Source organism: Desulfosporosinus sp. BICA1-9 (assembly GCF_000802135.1).
Map to the genome: position 1 here is coordinate 36,542 of NZ_JUEE01000256.1, position 17,748 is coordinate 54,289.

The window sequence follows — 17,748 nt, forward strand, 5'->3', positions numbered from 1 at the left end:
TGTTATGCTTTTTGATTTGAATTTTCTATTTCTTCAATGGTATTTTTTCCTTGATAGTTAAATTATAATCGATAATCATTCTAAGGTCAATAATGGTCAGAGATTTTTTGACCTTTATTGACCTTAGAAATAAACCTGATCTCTAGATAGGTACAACAACAATCTAAGCTGGGGTAGTCAAGCAGAGCAAGGCTCTGCATAACTACCCCATACCTGTTCTAATTGTAAAATTTAATACTGTCGATTAACCCCATAGGCAAAGGGTTTTGGGATGAAGGGTAAAAGTAATAGGTGCATATCCGGGTTGCTCTCCGTCAATATCTAGCAGTGCTTTTTCAGTCGATGTTATGACAACAGATTGTCCGCGATACACCTCCACACCAGGGATTTTTAGATGTGCTCCACGATATATCTTAGGCAAGTGCCGAAGGAGCGTTAGAGTTGAAAAATCCCCTAAACAGACCACATCGAACAGCCCATCATCTAATTCTGCCTGGGGTGCGATCATCATGCCCCCACCAATAAACCGACCATTTGCAACCATAATGCTGTTTTGTCGTCCTTCGGAAATTAATTTACCGTCGATTTCACAACGCATGACTTTATTCCGGTAACGCAGGATACTTATCACTGATCCGATTAGAAATGAAAGTTTCCCACCCAGCAATTTACTTTGTTGGTTTACACGAGCAACTGTCTCTCCACCTAATCCGACATCCGCAACGTTAATAAAATAGCGGCTCTCTTGCTGCCCATGATCTTTTTGGAAAAACACTTCTCCAACATCGACCTTGCGCTTGCGTCTCTGACTTAAGATTGCCAAAAAACCCTCAATTCCCTTCGGAATCATAAGTGTGCGTATTAAGTCCCCTCCGGTGCCATGCGAAAAAAGGGCTAACTCTGCATCAGGATTAATCATTTGGCCGTCCGTGAAAAAACCATTAACCACTTCATTCATGGTACCGTCTCCCCCGACAGCTATAATATGAGTATATCCCTCCTGCAAGATTCTTTGCGTTATTTTAGTTGCATCCCTTGGCCCTGAAGTGTACTCATATTGGATTAAATATCCCTCTTCTTCTAGTCGTTTTAAATACACTGGCCACTGTTTGAAAGTACTCCCATTGGCTGATTTAGGATTAACCACGGCGTACCAGCGCTCTTTTTCTAACATATAAACTCTCCCTTATCGACAGACCCGCTTAATGCATTTGTTAAGATAATCTCGAAAGAATTCGACAGTAAATGTGAAATTCCCTTTAGATAGATGCTAGGTCACGAAACTATTTGAGAGTTAAGAAAAACCTCAGTCTTACGACTAAGGTTCAAGTACAGGAGAAATTATGATTCCGACCAGCCCCGGGCCCGTATGAACGCCCATAACTGGACTAATCTGATTAAATAACAATTGCTTAATGTTGGGAAGTTGACGAGCGTTTTCTAATAATTTACGTCCTTCCTGCTCTGCCCCCCCATGAACGATGGCTACGTTGTAGCTTCCCTCTTGAGTGCTTTCTACCAAGATATCATATAACTTCTTAAGGGACTGATCCCTGCCACGGACCTTTGCAGAGGTAATATATTTCCCTTCTGCATTCACGGATATAATGGGCTTAATATTTAGTAGCTCCCCGATGGTGCCCGAAACATAGCCAATTCTGCCGCCACGTTTAAGATATTCTAAGGTTGAAAGGACAAAATAGAGTTTAGTCTGTTTTGAAACAGCCTCAGCTACATTTACAATACTTTGGAAATTATTATTGTCGCGGAGTTTGTGAGCTGCTTCCAACACAGGAAAACCAAGCCCCATGGATAGCGCTTTGGAATCAAATACTTCAATGACCATATCCTTATAGTCTTGAGCTACTTGACAGACAGTATCATAGGTACCACTCAAGCCGCTGGAGATATGTATGGAAAGAACATGGGTGAATTTCTCATCCCTTAAGCGATTAAATAAGTTCGAAATTTCAGCAGGTGAAGGTAATGAAGTTGTGGGAACTTCTACCTCCATATTGTCATAAACTTGATCTGGACTGATATTAACTCCGTCGAGGTATTCTCGATCTTTGTAAACAACATGCAAAGGAAGTATCTCGATCCCAAACTCCTTGATCATTTCTGGATCTAAATCACTGGTACTATCTGTTACAATAGCAATCTTAGGGTGGATTAACGGTTCAGAAGTTTTTTGCATGAGACACATTTCCTTTCCATCATACAATATACATTTATTATAGCATAATTTCCTCCAGAATGGACTAGCTAATTATCGCAATATTAGGATATTAGGAAACCCTGAGTAGTCTTGCGCACTTCTTCTAAGTAGCTTGGATAGTCCTCGATCTCGCCGGCTTTATCGATTCCACTAAATAAACAAGGTTTAGTGTAGTGAATATCTAACATATGAAAGAATGTTTTAATTGAGCGTTCGGCACAAAAGAACACATCTTGTTTACGTGTTCCGGCCGCAGAAATAAACAGCCCCGATCGCTTAAGACCTGAGGGGAGAAGAAACGTTTTGTGGTGCAAATATTTAAGTGCCCAAAATGTTTGCATTCGATCAATCATGATTTTTGTTTGGGCGTTTACTCCCATAAAAAAGATTGGAGCAGCGAGAATTAAGCGGTCAGAACGAATGATTTTTGCTTGGAGCTCAGGCATATCATCCTTAAGTACACAGATGCCATTAGTTGAACAAGCTCCACACCCTTGACAGGGAGTTATTTTTAAATCCGAGAGATAAATGGTTTCCGTTGTATGACCCTCAGCTCGCGCAATCTCCATCCCCTCTAGAATCAAGCGAGTGGTGTTACCATTTCGCCGCGGGCTACAAGCAATTCCTAAAACAACTAATGACATAATTCTTCGACTCCATTCTTATAAACCCTAATTTCAACGACCATCCTAATTCCAAGTATAAAAGCGAGTTCCTTAAATTTTTAAGAAACTCGCTTTTAGATTTGGGTCTTAAAGAATAGGTTTAAGTTAACTTGGTTACACTTTAGGATTAGAATCCGGGTCAAAATACCGCACCCTTTCTGTAACTACTTATCCTTCTTCATGGGCTTGCCTTTGGGTTGGTGCAGACTTAATAGATTCAAGTCCCACGGACTCCAAAATCGCATTAATCATTAATTGTTCTTTTGTCATAGAGATTATTTCCTTTCGTATTTTTTTGGGTTATCTTAATATTATATACCTGAATCCCAAAAATTTCAAGAACTATGAAAAACTTTATTAAAAAACTTTGTTTGCCAATTGTTTAACAAAAACGACCCGTATTTCCGCTAAACTTAGGGACTCAACTATCTTATGCGCTGCAACAAGTATTTATGTCACCTGAATGCACATTTCTAATTGTATTGCACTCGGCAATATTTTCTTCGTACAAAGAAACGCAAAAATCCAATCCTTAGGCTGATTTATCAAGGAAAACGGGTCATTTGACCGTTGAAGTAGAGCAGAAATCAGCTCAGCGGCGCCAGCAGCAGAGGCACTCCAAACGTCAATCAGAATGTCCTTTTTCTCCCCTGCAAACATGGCGCCCGCGGTTCCTGACATATTCAGAACTGCAAAATAATTAATATGACGCCTAAGGTAATCTTCCCTTCGTTGCCAAGCTGGCTTAAAGGCACGACTACGGTTTTCAAAGTATAAATCTACGTGAACTGATCTTAGAGGAATTATTCTCGAAGCACTATTATGATAGTCAGTTCTAACTTGTGTGCTGTAGAGATTAAGTTGACGCACAGGAGCAAAGCCTACGGACTGATAAACCTTGAGTGCGTGATTTTGTTCCAATACCTCAAGGTAAACCCGTTTAAGATCAAGGCGTGATGCACGATCGAGTTGAGTTCTCATTAAAACTTCGCTTAACCCTTGGCATCGGTAATCAGGGTCAATACAGGCCGCAGCGATCCATCCATCACTTCCGTCCACAGATAGCAAACTAAATCCGACGACTTGATTATCAACATAAATGCCGATCGAATTCTCTAATGAAGCTTGACTTAGATCACGCCAAACTCTCATTTGCTCATCGGAAAATGACATATTATAGTAATATCCTTGCCAACAGCGGTTCCAAATCTCTGTCAATTCACAATGATTAGTATGTTCCAGTGATGCTAACCTATAGTTTTTCAAACTTTTTCTCCCATTCATGGATATCGATCCTAAGATATCTGCTTTTATCTTTCTGTAAGGGAGTTCAAATTTCCTGCTAAGCAATTATACCATTATAATAGTTTAGGAAGGAATGTCCTTTCTGCGGGGAGAATAAAGATGAAATCTGAGATTCCTTCCTAAGCTAAACTCTGATTTAGGGAACTCCTTCGACTAACGATGAAATTCTTTTGAAAGGTGTAAGATAATATGACTGCATTTATTACTGATGAGGAACGGATGTTTGCCCAAGAACTGCTTAATTTTATTGATCAGAGCCCGTCTGCTTTCCATGCTGTGCAAAGCGTAAAGAAAATCCTTATCCCACAAGGATTTCAGGAGTTATCACTTCAAGATAAATGGTCCTTGGTTCCAGGTGGGAACTATTTTGTAAGCCGCAATAACTCTGCCTTGATCGCTTTCACAATCGGCTTAGGTGGATTGGAGGATTATGGTTTTCACCTTATTGCAGCACACACTGACAGTCCCAGTTTCCGTGTGAAGTCAATTCCCGAAATCCAGGTTGAAGGGCGTTATCTCAAATTAAACGTGGAAGCCTATGGCGGTCCCATTCTCAATACTTGGCTGGACCGACCGCTATCATTGGCAGGCCGGATAATCCTGCGTGGTGAGACTCCCTTTAATCCACAAATTAAACTCTACAACAGTGAACGCCCTTTGCTGGTGATACCTAATCAATCCATCCATTTGAATCGCAAGATTAATGAAGGAATTGAATTAAATAAACAAAAAGATATGCTACCCTTATTGTCTCAAATTTCGGATGATTTACAGAACGATAAGCGCTTGGTTCATCATCTTGCCGAAATATTGAACTGTCCTGTAGAAGAAATCTTATATTTTGATCTCTTTCTCTTTGAAACTATACAAGGCAGTTTTGTTGGACTCCAGCAAGAGTATCTCTCCTCAGGACGACTTGATGACTTAGCAATGGTCCATGCCGGGGCTTGGGCCCTTGCTAAGTCAGAACCTTCCTTAATGACCAATGTACTAGCTTGCTTTGATCATGAAGAATGTGGCAGTACTTCTAAACAAGGAGCGGCATCTCCCTTTCTATCTCATGTCCTAGAACGAATCCTCTTAGCACAAGAAAAAGGCCGAGAGGCTTATTTTCAAGCTTTGGCACACTCTTTCCTCATTTCTGCTGATATGGCCCATGCTCTACATCCCAATGCCGTAGAAAAGCACGATCCAGTCAATCATCCTATCCTCAATGGCGGCCCTGTGCTAAAAATAAGTGCTAACCAAAGTTACACAACTGATGCAGAAACGGCTGCAGTGTTCACAACCCTCTGTCAAAATGCCCAAGTCCCCGTTCAAATATTTGTTAATCGTTCTGATGAACGAGGTGGATCAACCATAGGACCTATTTCTAGTACACACCTTGATATTCCTGCTGTGGATGTCGGAAATCCGGTCTTAGCCATGCATTCAGTTCGCGAGCTCGGGGGGGTTAAAGACCATTTGGCTATAGCCAAGGTGTTTTCGAAATTCTATGGGACACCTAATAGGTAGACTAGCCATAGAGTATATTTTCTTGCCAATTTAATTTGTCCCCGAGCAGTGTTTTAGTTGAGTTTCCCCACCCTACCGGAAACTCAATCACACTTCGAGCCCCACGAATATAGGGTGAAACCTTCCAGGGCAGTAGTTCATCTATCAGCTCACATACATGTCCTGTGCTATCTAAAAACCAAACAGAAACTGCAAACTGCATACCTAACATGTGAACTTGCTGACACGGCATGAGCCAAAGCCCTTCTCCTTGTGCCAAAGATGTGCGTCCCAGCAGTCCATTAAAACGAGGCCAAAACGAGTCTGCTTTAATGACACACTCTCCAACGATCTCCCCAGTTCGTAGGTTACGCAAATGCCCTGATTTCATCCTTCGCTTCCCTCCTGTTTTGCTTAAAGTACTCATCAGCCGAAGTCTCCTAGGTCATGAGTAGGTTTTCCGTTCACTAAATTACTTAAATATTTCAATAATTTGGATAACAGCAGGTCCCAGAACAACAATGAATATGCTTGGAAAGACGAAAAAAACCAAAGGAATCATCATTTTAACAGGGGCCTTTTGGGCTTTTTCTTCTGCTCGTTGCCGCTGCTTCTGCCGTATTTGTTTGGCTTGATTACGCAGAACTGAACCGATGGATATCCCTAATTGATCTGCTTGTACGAGTGAAGCAACCACATTACTAAGATCTTCAGCCGGTTTGTTACGCCTTGCTAAGTCGCGCAGAGATTCCCTGCGTGGGCGTCCCATCTTAATTTCCTGCAAAACCCTCAGGAATTCTTCCGCCAGGACCCCTTTTTGTTTCTCTACAACTTTGAGTAAGGCAGCATCAAACCCAAGGCCCGCTTCCACACTTACGGTTAGAAGATCGAGAACATCGGGCAAAGTATGCTGGATTTCCTTTTGCCGCTTTTTTGCTTTCTGCTTCAACCAGGAATTAGGAAAGATATAACCTATTAAGAAGCCGATGATCCCCATTTCTAAGCTGGTTAAAAGTCCACTATTCATGAATGAAAACATCCCAAAAAGGAGAAGCGCAAGTAATAAGCTCAGTGCATACTGTAAAGCTTTCCATTCAACCTCTGCCCATTGGCCTAACAATCCTGCAGCACTCAGTTGCTCTGTCGTGCGTTCCGGTTTTCCTTTAGGAGCTAGGCGTGATAAGCGCTGTGCAAATTGGTAGAGCATCGGGCGCAGCAACCGCTCTTTAAGCGAGCGTTTATCTGCTTCGAATTTGATTTCTCCCTGACCTAGTGCCCGTAAAATCCGTTCTTGGGCCTTAATTTCTTGCTTTCCAAAGAAAATCCCGATCAGCGTAAAACAAATGGTACCAAATACACTGAATAAAATAATGGATAATAACATAGTGGCTCACTCCCTTGTTCATAGTTACCTCAAACCTCGATCGTAACGATTTTTCGGATAATCAAAAACCCTATGATTTGAGAGATCAGCCCTCCTGCAAGCATAGCCAATCCAGTCGGATTGGTAAACAGTACGGAAAGGTAGCTCGGATTGATCGCGCTCAGAACAACAGCAATTCCGAACGGCAGAATGGCGATAATATATCCAGAAATCCGACCTTGAGCGGTGAGTGTTTTAATTTCTTGCTGGATGCGAAGGCGCCCCTGGATTGTGGCATGAATATTCATAAGTACCTCGGCCAAGTTTCCTCCAGCCTGGCGCTGAATCAGCATAGCCGTTACGAGCAGGTCTAAGACATCGCTGCCGACTCGTTCAGATAAATGGGTCAAGGCTGTTTCTGTGGCAGTTCCATAGGTCATTTCTCGCAAAGCAAGTTGAAATTCTCCAGAAATAGGATTAGGCATTTCCTGGCTGACCATTTCCATGGCTTGTAAGAGACTAAAACCAGAACGGAGGGAATTGGCCAAAACCAGCAAGGCATCCGCTAGTTGATTGTTAAATTGACGGCGTTTTTTCTTTTGAGCAGATTTTAGCCATATCCTAGGAAGCGCCCCCCCAACGACAGCAAACAGAGTCCCAACATATATTCCTTGCGAGAGTATACTGCCAATCAGGAAAAAGAAAACGGGCAAAAGACCTTGGAGGACCAAGAATTCTCCACCTTTGAGGGGAATGTTTCCCCGAATCAGTTCAAGGTCCAATCGTTCGCTCCAGCGACGGGGAGTGTGACGACCTAAGAGCGCCAGCAGTTGTATTAGGTCTCGTTTATCTGTCCCTTTTTTGATCGGAATTCGCAAGGCTGTAAACCGTTGAAGTTTTGCTTCGAGGGTTTCTGCACGGCGTGGAAGGGCAAGAATTGCGAGGTAAACTGTTAGAAAACTGGCGACTACCGAAATGAGTATGATGGTTAGAGCCATCCCATTAAGCATACTCGCCCTCCTTACATGAGATTATTAAGGAAACTATTAATTGGAAAATATAGTATCCGGAAGAATCTGCCCTGCAGCAATTAGTTTATCAACAAAATGTGGCCGAATTCCGGTCGCCCGGAAATGCCCTTGAACTTTACCATGCTTGTCAATTCCTGTTTGCTCAAAACGGTAAATGTCTTGGAGCACAATCACATCCCCCTCCATTCCTAGAACTTCGGTGATATGGGTTAATTTCCGGCTTCCGTCTCTCAAGCGGCTCTGTTGGACGATGACATCTAGGGCACTGGAAATTTGTTCACGTATTGCTCTAACAGGCAGATCCATCCCGGCCATCAACACCATGGTTTCTAGTCGGGAGAGCATATCGCGCGGAGTGTTAGCGTGCCCAGTGGTCAGGGAGCCATCATGACCCGTATTCATAGCCTGTAACATATCCAGAGCTTCCCCGCTGCGAACTTCGCCCACAATGATCCGTTCTGGTCTCATCCGCAAAGCATTACGCACAAGATCTCGGATCATTATCGCCCCTTTACCCTCCATGTTGGCTGGGCGAGTTTCCAGAGTGACGACATGGGTTTGACGCAGTTGTAGTTCAGCCGCATCTTCGATTGTAATAATGCGCTCATCTTCCGGAATAAACGCGGAAATTACACCTAGGGTTGTTGTTTTCCCTGAACCCGTCCCCCCGGAGACGATGACATTTAAGCGGGCTTTGACACAAGCATCGATAAATTCCGCCATCTCCGTAGTTAATGTCCCAAAGCCTACTAGGTCTTCCATGCCAAAGGGAACTTTAGAAAACTTCCTAATAGTAAGGATCGGACCATTTAGGGACAGTGGAGGAATGATCGCGTTAACCCTGGAGCCATCCGGTAAACGAGCATCGACCATAGGCTGACTTTCATCAATGCGCCGCCCTAAAGGAGCAACGATTTTTTCAATAATATGCAAGACGTGTGCATCATCGTAAAATGTGACCCCTGCCAGCTCAAGTTTGCCTTTCCTTTCAACATAGACTTGGTGAGGTCCATTAACCATGATTTCATTGACATTAGGGTCTTGTAGTAGTGGTTCAATCGGACCAAATCCCAAGATTTCATCCATAACCTCTTGTACTAGGCGCTGACGTTCCATGCGAGGAGGGGTTAACCCCAAAACATCAGCCCGCGCATCAAGTGTACGTTCTATAATCGGGTGTAGTGTCTCAGCATTGAGGTCTTGGGTGTTGATCTTATCTAAAGCTTGGATTACTTCATGATGCACTGTGCTTTTAAACTCACGCCAGGGATCATTGGTTGAAGTAGGACGAACCGTTCGTAGCTCATTCCTAGATTCCTCATGAGGTTGAATCTTTTCTTTCTCTAAACGTTTAAGCAACGACATTGCTCATCCCTCCCTAAAATCCGAACACCCTACGCAGCTGCTTTATGGGACTTTGAATTCGTCGCTCTTGTTCCTTTTGCTTAGGCTTTGGGTCGACAATTTCCGATGAAGTGAGTCTTCCGGCCATGGTTCGAATTGCTTCGGAAGCCTTGCTTTGTGGGTATGATGTTACGAAAGGCACACCTTGATTGAGCGCGGACACCAAAGCTCTCCCGTCGCTCGGAATCTCATAGCTGATTTTAGTATTGAGACTTTTTTCCACATCTCGGGGATCCATGCCCATTTCTTTACTGGTACGGTTAAGAACAACTTGAACTTTGGGAGTATGATGAAGCCCCTCGATAACCTCGAGGCTAAGTTTAGCATTTTTAAGGGTTGGTACATCCATGGCCACAATAAGCCAAATTTGAGTTGCAATATCGAAGGTCACCAAACCCACTTCTTCAAACCGACTGACATTGTCACAAATTATAAAATCGAAATTTGGTCTCACCTCGCTAAGAATTTGTTCTACGTGCTCAGCCGTAATCAGTTCGGCATATTCTGGGCGGGTTGGGGCCGCTAACACTTGAAGACCCGATGAATGATTCAAAAAGTAAGATTGGATCTCGGAAAATTTAATGGGCCCCGATTCGATCAAATCAGCAATTGATCGTTTAGGAACAAGGTTTAAGAAGACTGCAACATCACCAAATTGGAGGTTAAGGTCAATTAAGAGGACCCGCCATTTACCTGTATTGGCCAATTGAACAGCCAGATTAGTAGCCAAGGTCGTTTTTCCGACCCCACCTTTGGTACTAAAGAAGGAGATGATTTCTCCATTTCGTTTTTTAGGGTCGAGGAACACTTTGGGCTGTTCTCCCATAACTTCCTTTTTGATACGATCCATTTCATAGACCTTAGCAATGACACTAGCCAGTTCGTCACCCGTAAAGGGCTTGACAATATATTCTCTAGCTCCAGCCATCATGGCCCGACGCAAATATGCCTGTTCCCCTTGTACTGACATGATAATCACAGAACTTCCAGGAACGCGTTGGGCTATGAGCTCAGTTGCCCGTATTCCGTCCATTTCGGGCATATTAATATCCATCAAAATAATGTCCGGCCTTTTTCCTTCCGCGAAAATTATCGCTTCAGATCCGGATCCTACTTCACCGACGACCTCTATATCATCTTCAAACTGGAGAAGCCGCCTGATGCTGTCCCTAGTGTCGGTGATATCGTCCACGATTAAGACGCTGATGCGTTTCATATCAGCCCTCCTTACTTATTTATAGTTGTTAATATAGTTAGTATCCATAAACACATACCCGTTAATCGGAGTATCTTGCCTAATGTCCGTATTTGCTGGGTTACGTAATAATAAACGAAGACTACCTTTTTCACTGCCGAGGGTGACCGCCATCGCTTGGGGCACACTGAGTGCTAATGTGTGAGATTTGGTGGCATCACCCTTGGTTTTATCCTCACCGATACTTTCTCCCACGCTCAAAACTAAAACATCTTGAGCAGCCAGACTGGTCACTGTCACAGCCTGCGAATTTGCGGACGAGTCTTTAATATCCATCGTCACAAGAACATCGACGTGATCACCAGGTTTTAATGAATAGCCAACTCCACTTACTAGATTAATCGGAATCGCGACTGCCCTTTTTCCGTCCGGCACTGTTAGAGCGGTTGTACTGCCTGTGGAAATCCCATTACTCGTATTCTGCTGAGAATTTTGACGTTCGAGCATCGTACTTACGATCAAATCTCCGGCTGAGAGATTCAACAGGGCCACCGAGCCCACAACATTTTGGATCGTCGAATAACCCCCTTGGGGGTAACCATGGCTCGGAACATCCTTGACCACCAACTGGCTGGCGTCTATGACAGTTCGAGCGGGAATATTTGTCTTCACGATCACTAAAGGCTTAAGAACGGTGGTTGAATTTTTAGTCAAACTGTTTAGATAAACATACATTGATCCTGCTGCGATCAGTCCACAAATCAGAGCCAGGAGAAAAAAACCTTTTCGCTGCACGTTGATCACCTCTCAGTATACAAATCATCACTTTTACTATGCTAATTAGACTGGCATTCTTCAAGTTTGTGTCAGAAGAAGATGCGGGTTAATTAAGGATCAGTTTCGGTGTGTATAATCCGAAATCATTACTAGCTACTCCATTCTCCATAGCCTGTTCTGTGTTTAATAAATCCGCTAGGTTGTCCGAAGAATGGCCATTTAAGGCGAGTGTCTGGATAAACCAACCGGTTACGACCGAATCATTTCCGTTTCCGGCAACCCCTTCTAGGAAGAAAGCAGCAAATCCAACAATTTGCACTTGATGAATGGAATTACCACTTTCAGAAATAATCTTGACAATAGGGATATACACGATCTGAGGAGCATTTCGATCATGATGGTCGATTGTATTTTTAGGTAGGCGTGTATCGCGACTTAAGCGAGTGTTAATTGCATCTGCCGTCGGCCCACTCATATTTCCGTGTTTGACATCCAGAATTTGTCCCACTCGCAGCGTTCCCTGATACCCGTTGGCCAAATCCGATTCATAATTGTTGGCACCAGTACCTGTGAGTTCCAAGGCGCCGTACCAGCCGGAGGCTCCAGACTCGTCTCCATGTTTCTTCACGCTATTATTCTTATCCTCATCAAGGTACCAATCTGTGGTTCCAGACCCTCCTCCAGATTTGAGGACATACTTCTGTCCATAAATAAAGCCTTGTTCCTGGACGCTAAGTGGAACGGCTCCGAACAGTCCTAGCGGTGGAACCATCATAGCCTTGGAGGATACAGAAATACTTTTTTCGGTAATCCCCCAAATTCGAGCGAAATAAGTAGGCACTTGCTTGGAGGCTTGAACAATAATTTTGGCGTTATTCGCCTCAAAGGAAACGGTAACAGCAGGAGCCCCATTTTGTGTCGCATAATCTCTCGCTCTTTGTTCCGCAAGGCTGGGATCATTGGGGAGTTCCTGTACCCCAGCGAGTGTTGCTGCATCCACTGAATTCTGCAGCTTGGCCTTATGGGCATACAATAACCCGATATCTGTTACAATGGCGCAGAAGCCGAGAAGGGCGGTTAAGGTCAGAGCAACCAGCACGACAACACTCCCGCGTTCCTGAGGGTAATATGATTTTATTTGAACCATGACCATCCTTCCTTCGTTCAGAAATGGACACTTGGGTATTTTCTATTCGAGTCGCATAACAATGCTAGAACTTACAACAACCGGATTAGGTATCACAGCACTGATGATTGGAATCACTAATTGTACCGGATAAGAGACTTGGATGGTCACACCTTGACCAGATAGACGTAGAGCTTGATTCGGTGTTATATTGATCACTAAGTTCGCGGGATCGAGAGAAGTTGCAGCATTTTGGACAGAAGTATTTATTTCTGAATCAGTTCCTCCAATGGTTGCCACCCGCCCTCCCTCCCTTGCGGCATTGCTAACCGTAATATAAGCGTAGCCGATGCGTCCCATCTCAATTACTCCAAACAGTAACAATAAAAACAGCGGCAAGACAAGAGCCATCTCAACTAAAGCTTGACCATGTTCTCCTGTCCTGAGCTTTCGAATCATGACCATCCACCTCTCAATGGTAAAAACAAGGCAATCAGGGTTCCTAAAGCAATCGCGATTCCGTAGGGGAATTTTTCTTGTCCTACGGTATTCATGGCTTCGCTAAAATGTTTGGGTTTTTGTAAAATTGGGAAAAAGAACAGAAAGTGCATCAGTGTAGTAACTAGCACCTTGTGGCGAGCAAGTAGAAAGGCCGAGATGAGTCCTCCGATAACAGCTCCATAAAAAAAACTAGTTAGAACAAACGAAGCACCACCAAAAGATCCAATTACCGCTAGAAACTTCACATCCCCCGCTCCTATCCCACCCATGAGATACGGAAGAAGCAGTAACACAAAACCAAGAGTTGCTCCAAAAAGACTACTTGTCAAGCCAGAGATCCCACCTTGAAACGTATTGAGCAGAAGTGCAATCAAAAAAGCGGGAACAAGCAGTTTGTTATAGATTTTGTGTTCACGCCAGTCTGTTAAAGCAGCGATGCCTAAAGTTAAACCCAGAGCAACCTCATACACTCCCATTCCGTCTCCCCCTTCTTTGCATAAAGAACCCTACTGCGGCCAGTAGGGTTCTGGAATTAAAGCTAGTATACTAATAAGGATAATAATTACTGTCATAAAATGGAATCATTTGCTAGTTCGTAGTAAAGCTTAGTGCTTACATTGCATTATTGGCATTATCAAAATACGCTTTAACTTTTGGGCCTATAAGACCAATTGCAACTATTGCGACTATTGATATCAGACCAAGAATTAACCCATACTCGACCATCCCTTGACCTTCTTCATCTCTAAGTAGTCCCATTAACTTTTCTTTCATCTGATAATCCTCCTTTATATTCTGTGTTTCGTGTTTTTATTATAGCGCCGCAACTCTCGATCGAACATAAGGCATTAGTCACGATCTAAGAAGAAATAGTCCTAGTCCTTAGTCCCTGTATTTAATTACCTTTATATAAGGCGTTGATTTCGCAGCGGTATGTATCCTTTACATTTTTCATTACTTTGAATACCGACTCCTTAATTGTTAGCGTGGGAAAGGACCGAGTTAACCTTTTGCTAAGCTCAAACAAGGTAGGGCCCAGTACAGCCCTACCTTAAGATTAGAAACTAAATTCATATTAAATATTGTTACTAATGAAGTGTCAATAGACAGCTCTGTATAAAGGCTGTCGCATGATCCCTATGAACAGCCATGACTTGATCACGTTCTGCTCCAAGAGGTATAAAGATCGCAACGATCATCTCAAAGTTATATATTTTTTCTCCTGAAGACTGGCAGACTATATAACCGTTCTGGTTGAATAAGTCCTCAAGTCTTTGCATGCCCAGGATACGATCTGGTAACGTCTCACAATTGTAGTGCTCCATTTTGCTTATCCCCCATCTTGCCTGAATTCTTTGAAATGTCTATTGGCTTAATGTTATGCGATAAATCACTACTTTATTTACACACCAGATACTTCCTTAATATTTTCTATTCTGTTTAAATAACTGGTAAATTTTGTTTTTAATTTGAAGGAAAATATTGACTAATCTATCTTAATTAGCTATAATTAAGATGCTCGGAGTACTTGTGGATTTACTCAAACCTTCTCGATTGCCTAAGGGTGTGGGAAGATTTATCTGAAGTTCCCATGTCGCGGGTAATAAAATTTCGGAGGTTTTTTATGTTTAATGACAAAATTTTAACTTGTAAAGACTGTGGTCGTGAATTTGAATTCACAGCATCAGAACAAGAATTTTATGCTGAAAAAGGATTTACTAATGAGCCTGGTCGTTGCCCTGAATGCCGTGCGGCAAGAAAAGCACAAACCAGAAATAACGGTGGCGGAGGATATTCTCGTCAACCACGCGAAATGTTCCCAGCTATTTGTGCTACCTGTGGAAAAGAAACAACTGTACCATTCCAACCTTCTGGTGATAAGCCAGTATATTGCCGAGATTGCTATCAACCTCGCGCACGCAACAATTGGTAAATCGATAATAATAAAAACCTTTCCAAGCTTAATTGCTGGAAAGGTTTTTGCATTCTAAAGAATAGTTTATTATTTTTGTCTACCTGTCTTTATATCTAGTTCAATAAGTTCATGATAAAGCTCCTTACGTCGATCAGCGAGAAAAAAGCTATCTCGCATCGAAGATCGTTCAGGACGCCGAATGAGATTTATCCGATCAGCTGAAAGAGTAGCAGCAAGTATACCTTCGTCACTCATCTCAGATTGATTTAATTGGTCTCCCTTTGGGCCAATGACTAAAGCGCCTCCGCTAAATTCTTTAGACCTTCCATTACTTCCTACTAAATTGCAGGCCCCAAGATATACAGAATTATCATAAGCACGTGCACCAAGATAACGTAACCAAATTTCTTTTCGATCCCCAGCGACTAATGGGGATGCATGCGGAGCAAATAAAACTTCAGCACCTTTAAGAGAATAGATCGCCGCTGTTTCAGGAAAATGCCAATCCCAACAGATTCCTATGGCGAAGGTTGTTCCGTGTGCATTAAAAATTGGAAAGTGGTCTCCCGGATTAAAAAAGTCTAATTCACTTCGTCCTAAATGCACTTTACGATAGACAGCGGGTTCCTCACCCGGGGAAAGAATCACGTGGGAGATGTAAGGTTTATCGTGTTCAGAAACTTGCTCAACTAAACCCACTAAAAGAGTAAGTCCTAAGTCAGCAGAGCACTCTCTTAACTGTCTAATCCAAGAACTCTCCAAAGATTCTCCAATTTCTAACGCATCTTGTGGCGAATAGCCATTAAGCGCACACTCTGGAAAGCACAGCAGAGATATTTCCTGTTTCTGGGCAGTTTGAGCCAAACGCGTAATAGTCAAATAATTCCGCTCAGTCTGTCCCACAAATGATTCCATTTGTACAAGTCCTATTCTACAATCCTTTTTCATTCTCTCTGTCCTCGTCCTGCTCTTTGAGCTAAATTAGCTTATTGAGATCCTCTAACTCGATATAGTCTTTGCTCAATACTTCCGATAGTAATCTGTGATCGTGAAGTAGATTGATTAAGATGCGCTCATCTTTAGTCTGAGTGGTTCGTGCATTCGTCAGAATACTAAGAGGTCGATATATTGGAGCTTCTTGAATTTTTAAGGTCTTGAATATCTTTTGATCCACTTCTCGACTAACCGTCAAGGATGAAATAATTGTAATTCCTAATCCAGCTGAGACCAATTGCTTGATTGCCTGAGTACTCCCTAGTTCCATTGTGACGTTCAATTGATCCGGATCAAGACCTCTCTCTTTCAAAGCCATTTCCATCACTTTGCGAGTTCCGGATCCGTCTTCTCTGGTCACCAAACGCTCGTGAGGAAGTTCTGTTAAGGTAATGCTTTTTCTAGATGCCCAGGGGTGAAAATTAGGGATTACCACGACTAACTCATCTTCCCAGAAGTTTTCAACTTTAAGGTCCTTATGCTGGGGAACAGGTCCTTCAATCAGTCCGATATGAATTTTCTTCTCCAAGACATCTTGAGAAATTGATTCGGTATTGGCAATTTTAACTTTGAAGTCTACGTCAGGGTGAGTTTTATACAGAAACGCTAAGATATTGGGAAGAATATATTCACCGATCGTTAGAGTAGCACCAAGGTAAATCAGCCCTCTCTGATCTTTAGCGAGTGCACAGATCTGTTCTTTAGCATTCGCTAAAATGTCTAAGACACTCCGAACATGCGCATAGAATATTTTACCTTCTTTTGTTAATGTAACCCCTTTATTAGTACGATCAAAAAAACGAGCACCATATTGGTTTTCCAGATTTTGAATTTGTAAACTAATGCTGGGTTGACTCATGTGAAGCTTCTTAGCTGCTAAAGTGATATTTTTTGTCTCTGCCACCTCTTTAAATACAAGAAGGTGTTGTTCCATGATGAAGTATCCCCTTCCTCGATCCCCTATAGTTAAAATGCTTAACATTAGTTGTATATTCCACATAAGAGAAACTATAAGTAAGCCCTTAGGTGCAATAGTCTAAGAAGATGATGGATATTAATTGAGCTTAAATAAATTCAGTCATCCACTATTATTATAATACCATTCGTTCGAATTATTAGCCATATAGCCTCTCAATATTTAGTAAAATAAAAAAGGAATCTTTGAAGATCCTCGCTATTTTTGTCTACAAACACTTTCTGCTCAGAAAGATGCAGACTAGAAAGGACATAAAAGTCTGATTAGGATAAAGAAGTGTAAGAAAAACCTCGGCTGCGCCTCGGTCCTTTTATTCATCTAGGACATCTGTAATTTTATACTCATTCCCATGAAGACCCTTATAATACTCCGGATACATGGTGCCACCACATTTCTCACAACTAAACTGTGGAGGTACCATGGAATCCCCATCATCCATCGCATCCATTGTTCTAACGACGTCTAAGGGTATCTCCTCATTTTCACGACACTCCAAACATATATAACTGATCACACCCTGCTTTTCCTCTATCCTCCTGAAGTTTGAGCTTTGGTCTCTTTTCTTCTTCTTTTTGGGGTTTCGCGACTTCGATACCGGTGAAATTGTAAATCATCCTTTCCATGTAGCTTTTTGCTGTATCATCACTGGCATATTTGATCTCCAATTGGCCGTCTTTCAGACACACTTCTCCCCTGTATTCATAGCAATTCTCACAATGTGGACATATCATCGGGTCTTTACCCGTTTGTTCCTTGATCCGCTGCTGCCAGTTTCTACGTTTGAC

General features: G+C 42.5%; 21 protein-coding genes. 2 read left to right on the plus strand and 19 right to left on the minus strand.

From position 1 onward, the window contains the following. Window positions 1–244 precede the first annotated feature (244 nt). From JL57_RS31830 to JL57_RS31845, 4 genes are all read right to left on the minus strand, one after another. Window positions 245–1,174, minus strand: a complete 930-nt coding sequence (locus tag JL57_RS31830; protein WP_034145883.1) for a diacylglycerol kinase family protein — start codon at window positions 1,172–1,174, stop codon at window positions 245–247. A gap of 144 nt (window positions 1,175–1,318) precedes the next feature. Beyond that, the gene (locus JL57_RS31835) at window positions 1,319–2,197 is read right to left on the minus strand and encodes a DegV family protein (protein ID WP_034145884.1); all 879 of its coding nucleotides are present in this window, start codon (window positions 2,195–2,197) and stop codon (window positions 1,319–1,321) included. An 83-nt stretch (window positions 2,198–2,280) separates the two neighbouring features. After that, the gene (locus JL57_RS31840) at window positions 2,281–2,862 is read right to left on the minus strand and encodes a flavodoxin family protein (RefSeq protein ID WP_034145885.1); all 582 of its coding nucleotides are present in this window, start codon (window positions 2,860–2,862) and stop codon (window positions 2,281–2,283) included. Between the two features lie 471 nt (window positions 2,863–3,333). After that, on the minus strand, window positions 3,334–4,149 hold the full coding sequence (locus tag JL57_RS31845) for a GNAT family N-acetyltransferase (RefSeq protein WP_291300828.1): 816 nt from the start codon (window positions 4,147–4,149) through the stop codon (window positions 3,334–3,336). Between the two features lie 228 nt (window positions 4,150–4,377). Here JL57_RS31845 and JL57_RS31850 point away from each other — a divergent pair, with 228 nt between their 5' ends. Next, window positions 4,378–5,703: a M18 family aminopeptidase gene (locus tag JL57_RS31850; RefSeq protein ID WP_034145886.1), complete on the plus strand. Its 1,326-nt coding sequence runs from the start codon at window positions 4,378–4,380 to the stop codon at window positions 5,701–5,703. 1 nt (window position 5,704) lies between these two features. Here JL57_RS31850 and JL57_RS31855 read toward each other — a convergent pair whose 3' ends face one another. From JL57_RS31855 to JL57_RS31900, 11 genes are all read right to left on the minus strand, one after another. Next, on the minus strand, window positions 5,705–6,073 hold the full coding sequence (locus JL57_RS31855; protein ID WP_034145887.1) for a DUF192 domain-containing protein: 369 nt from the start codon (window positions 6,071–6,073) through the stop codon (window positions 5,705–5,707). An 81-nt stretch (window positions 6,074–6,154) separates the two neighbouring features. Continuing rightward, window positions 6,155–7,066, minus strand: coding sequence for a type II secretion system F family protein (locus JL57_RS31860; RefSeq protein ID WP_034145888.1), 912 nt, complete (start codon window positions 7,064–7,066; stop codon window positions 6,155–6,157). 29 nt (window positions 7,067–7,095) lie between these two features. Next, window positions 7,096–8,055 (minus strand): type II secretion system F family protein, encoded by a 960-nt coding sequence (locus JL57_RS31865; RefSeq protein ID WP_291300829.1) that lies wholly within the window; start codon window positions 8,053–8,055, stop codon window positions 7,096–7,098. Between the two features lie 36 nt (window positions 8,056–8,091). Next, on the minus strand, window positions 8,092–9,441 hold the full coding sequence (locus tag JL57_RS31870) for a CpaF family protein (RefSeq protein WP_034145889.1): 1,350 nt from the start codon (window positions 9,439–9,441) through the stop codon (window positions 8,092–8,094). A gap of 13 nt (window positions 9,442–9,454) precedes the next feature. Further along, window positions 9,455–10,696: a CpaE family protein gene (locus tag JL57_RS31875; RefSeq protein WP_034145890.1), complete on the minus strand. Its 1,242-nt coding sequence runs from the start codon at window positions 10,694–10,696 to the stop codon at window positions 9,455–9,457. A 15-nt stretch (window positions 10,697–10,711) separates the two neighbouring features. Continuing rightward, window positions 10,712–11,470: a Flp pilus assembly protein CpaB gene (gene cpaB / locus JL57_RS31880; RefSeq protein ID WP_034145891.1), complete on the minus strand. Its 759-nt coding sequence runs from the start codon at window positions 11,468–11,470 to the stop codon at window positions 10,712–10,714. An 88-nt stretch (window positions 11,471–11,558) separates the two neighbouring features. Further along, a complete protein-coding gene (locus JL57_RS31885) occupies window positions 11,559–12,599 on the minus strand; it encodes a Tad domain-containing protein (RefSeq protein ID WP_291300830.1) in 1,041 nt (346 codons plus the stop codon). Window positions 12,600–12,641: 42 nt separating this feature from the next. Further along, complete coding sequence (locus tag JL57_RS31890) at window positions 12,642–13,037, minus strand: TadE/TadG family type IV pilus assembly protein (protein ID WP_034145892.1); 396 nt, start codon at window positions 13,035–13,037, stop codon at window positions 12,642–12,644. Beyond that, window positions 13,034–13,555 (minus strand): prepilin peptidase, encoded by a 522-nt coding sequence (locus tag JL57_RS31895; protein ID WP_034145893.1) that lies wholly within the window; start codon window positions 13,553–13,555, stop codon window positions 13,034–13,036. Before JL57_RS31895 ends, JL57_RS31890 begins: the two co-directional genes overlap by 4 nt. Before the next feature lie 136 nt (window positions 13,556–13,691). Beyond that, the gene (locus tag JL57_RS36085) at window positions 13,692–13,853 is read right to left on the minus strand and encodes a Flp family type IVb pilin (RefSeq protein WP_291300831.1); all 162 of its coding nucleotides are present in this window, start codon (window positions 13,851–13,853) and stop codon (window positions 13,692–13,694) included. A 314-nt stretch (window positions 13,854–14,167) separates the two neighbouring features. After that, complete coding sequence (locus tag JL57_RS31900; protein WP_034145894.1) at window positions 14,168–14,404, minus strand: hypothetical protein; 237 nt, start codon at window positions 14,402–14,404, stop codon at window positions 14,168–14,170. 299 nt (window positions 14,405–14,703) lie between these two features. Between JL57_RS31900 and JL57_RS31905 the strand changes: the two genes are divergently transcribed. Then, a complete protein-coding gene (locus JL57_RS31905) occupies window positions 14,704–15,012 on the plus strand; it encodes a zinc-ribbon domain containing protein (protein WP_291300832.1) in 309 nt (102 codons plus the stop codon). 69 nt (window positions 15,013–15,081) lie between these two features. Here the strand turns inward: JL57_RS31905 and JL57_RS31910 are convergent, their stop codons facing one another. From JL57_RS31910 to JL57_RS31925, 4 genes are all read right to left on the minus strand, one after another. Further along, entirely contained in the window at window positions 15,082–15,942 is an 861-nt protein-coding gene (locus JL57_RS31910; protein ID WP_034145896.1) for a nitrilase-related carbon-nitrogen hydrolase, read from the minus strand. A 28-nt stretch (window positions 15,943–15,970) separates the two neighbouring features. Further along, window positions 15,971–16,921 carry a LysR family transcriptional regulator gene (locus tag JL57_RS31915; protein WP_291300833.1) on the minus strand — a complete coding sequence of 317 codons (951 nt, stop codon included), beginning with the start codon at window positions 16,919–16,921 and terminating at the stop codon, window positions 15,971–15,973. 352 nt (window positions 16,922–17,273) lie between these two features. After that, a complete protein-coding gene (locus JL57_RS31920) occupies window positions 17,274–17,477 on the minus strand; it encodes a hypothetical protein (protein WP_291299888.1) in 204 nt (67 codons plus the stop codon). Next, window positions 17,446–17,748, minus strand: a 303-nt coding sequence (locus JL57_RS31925; RefSeq protein ID WP_034145897.1) for a hypothetical protein, incomplete at its 5' end; no start/stop codon positions are given. The genes JL57_RS31920 and JL57_RS31925, both read right to left, overlap by 32 nt.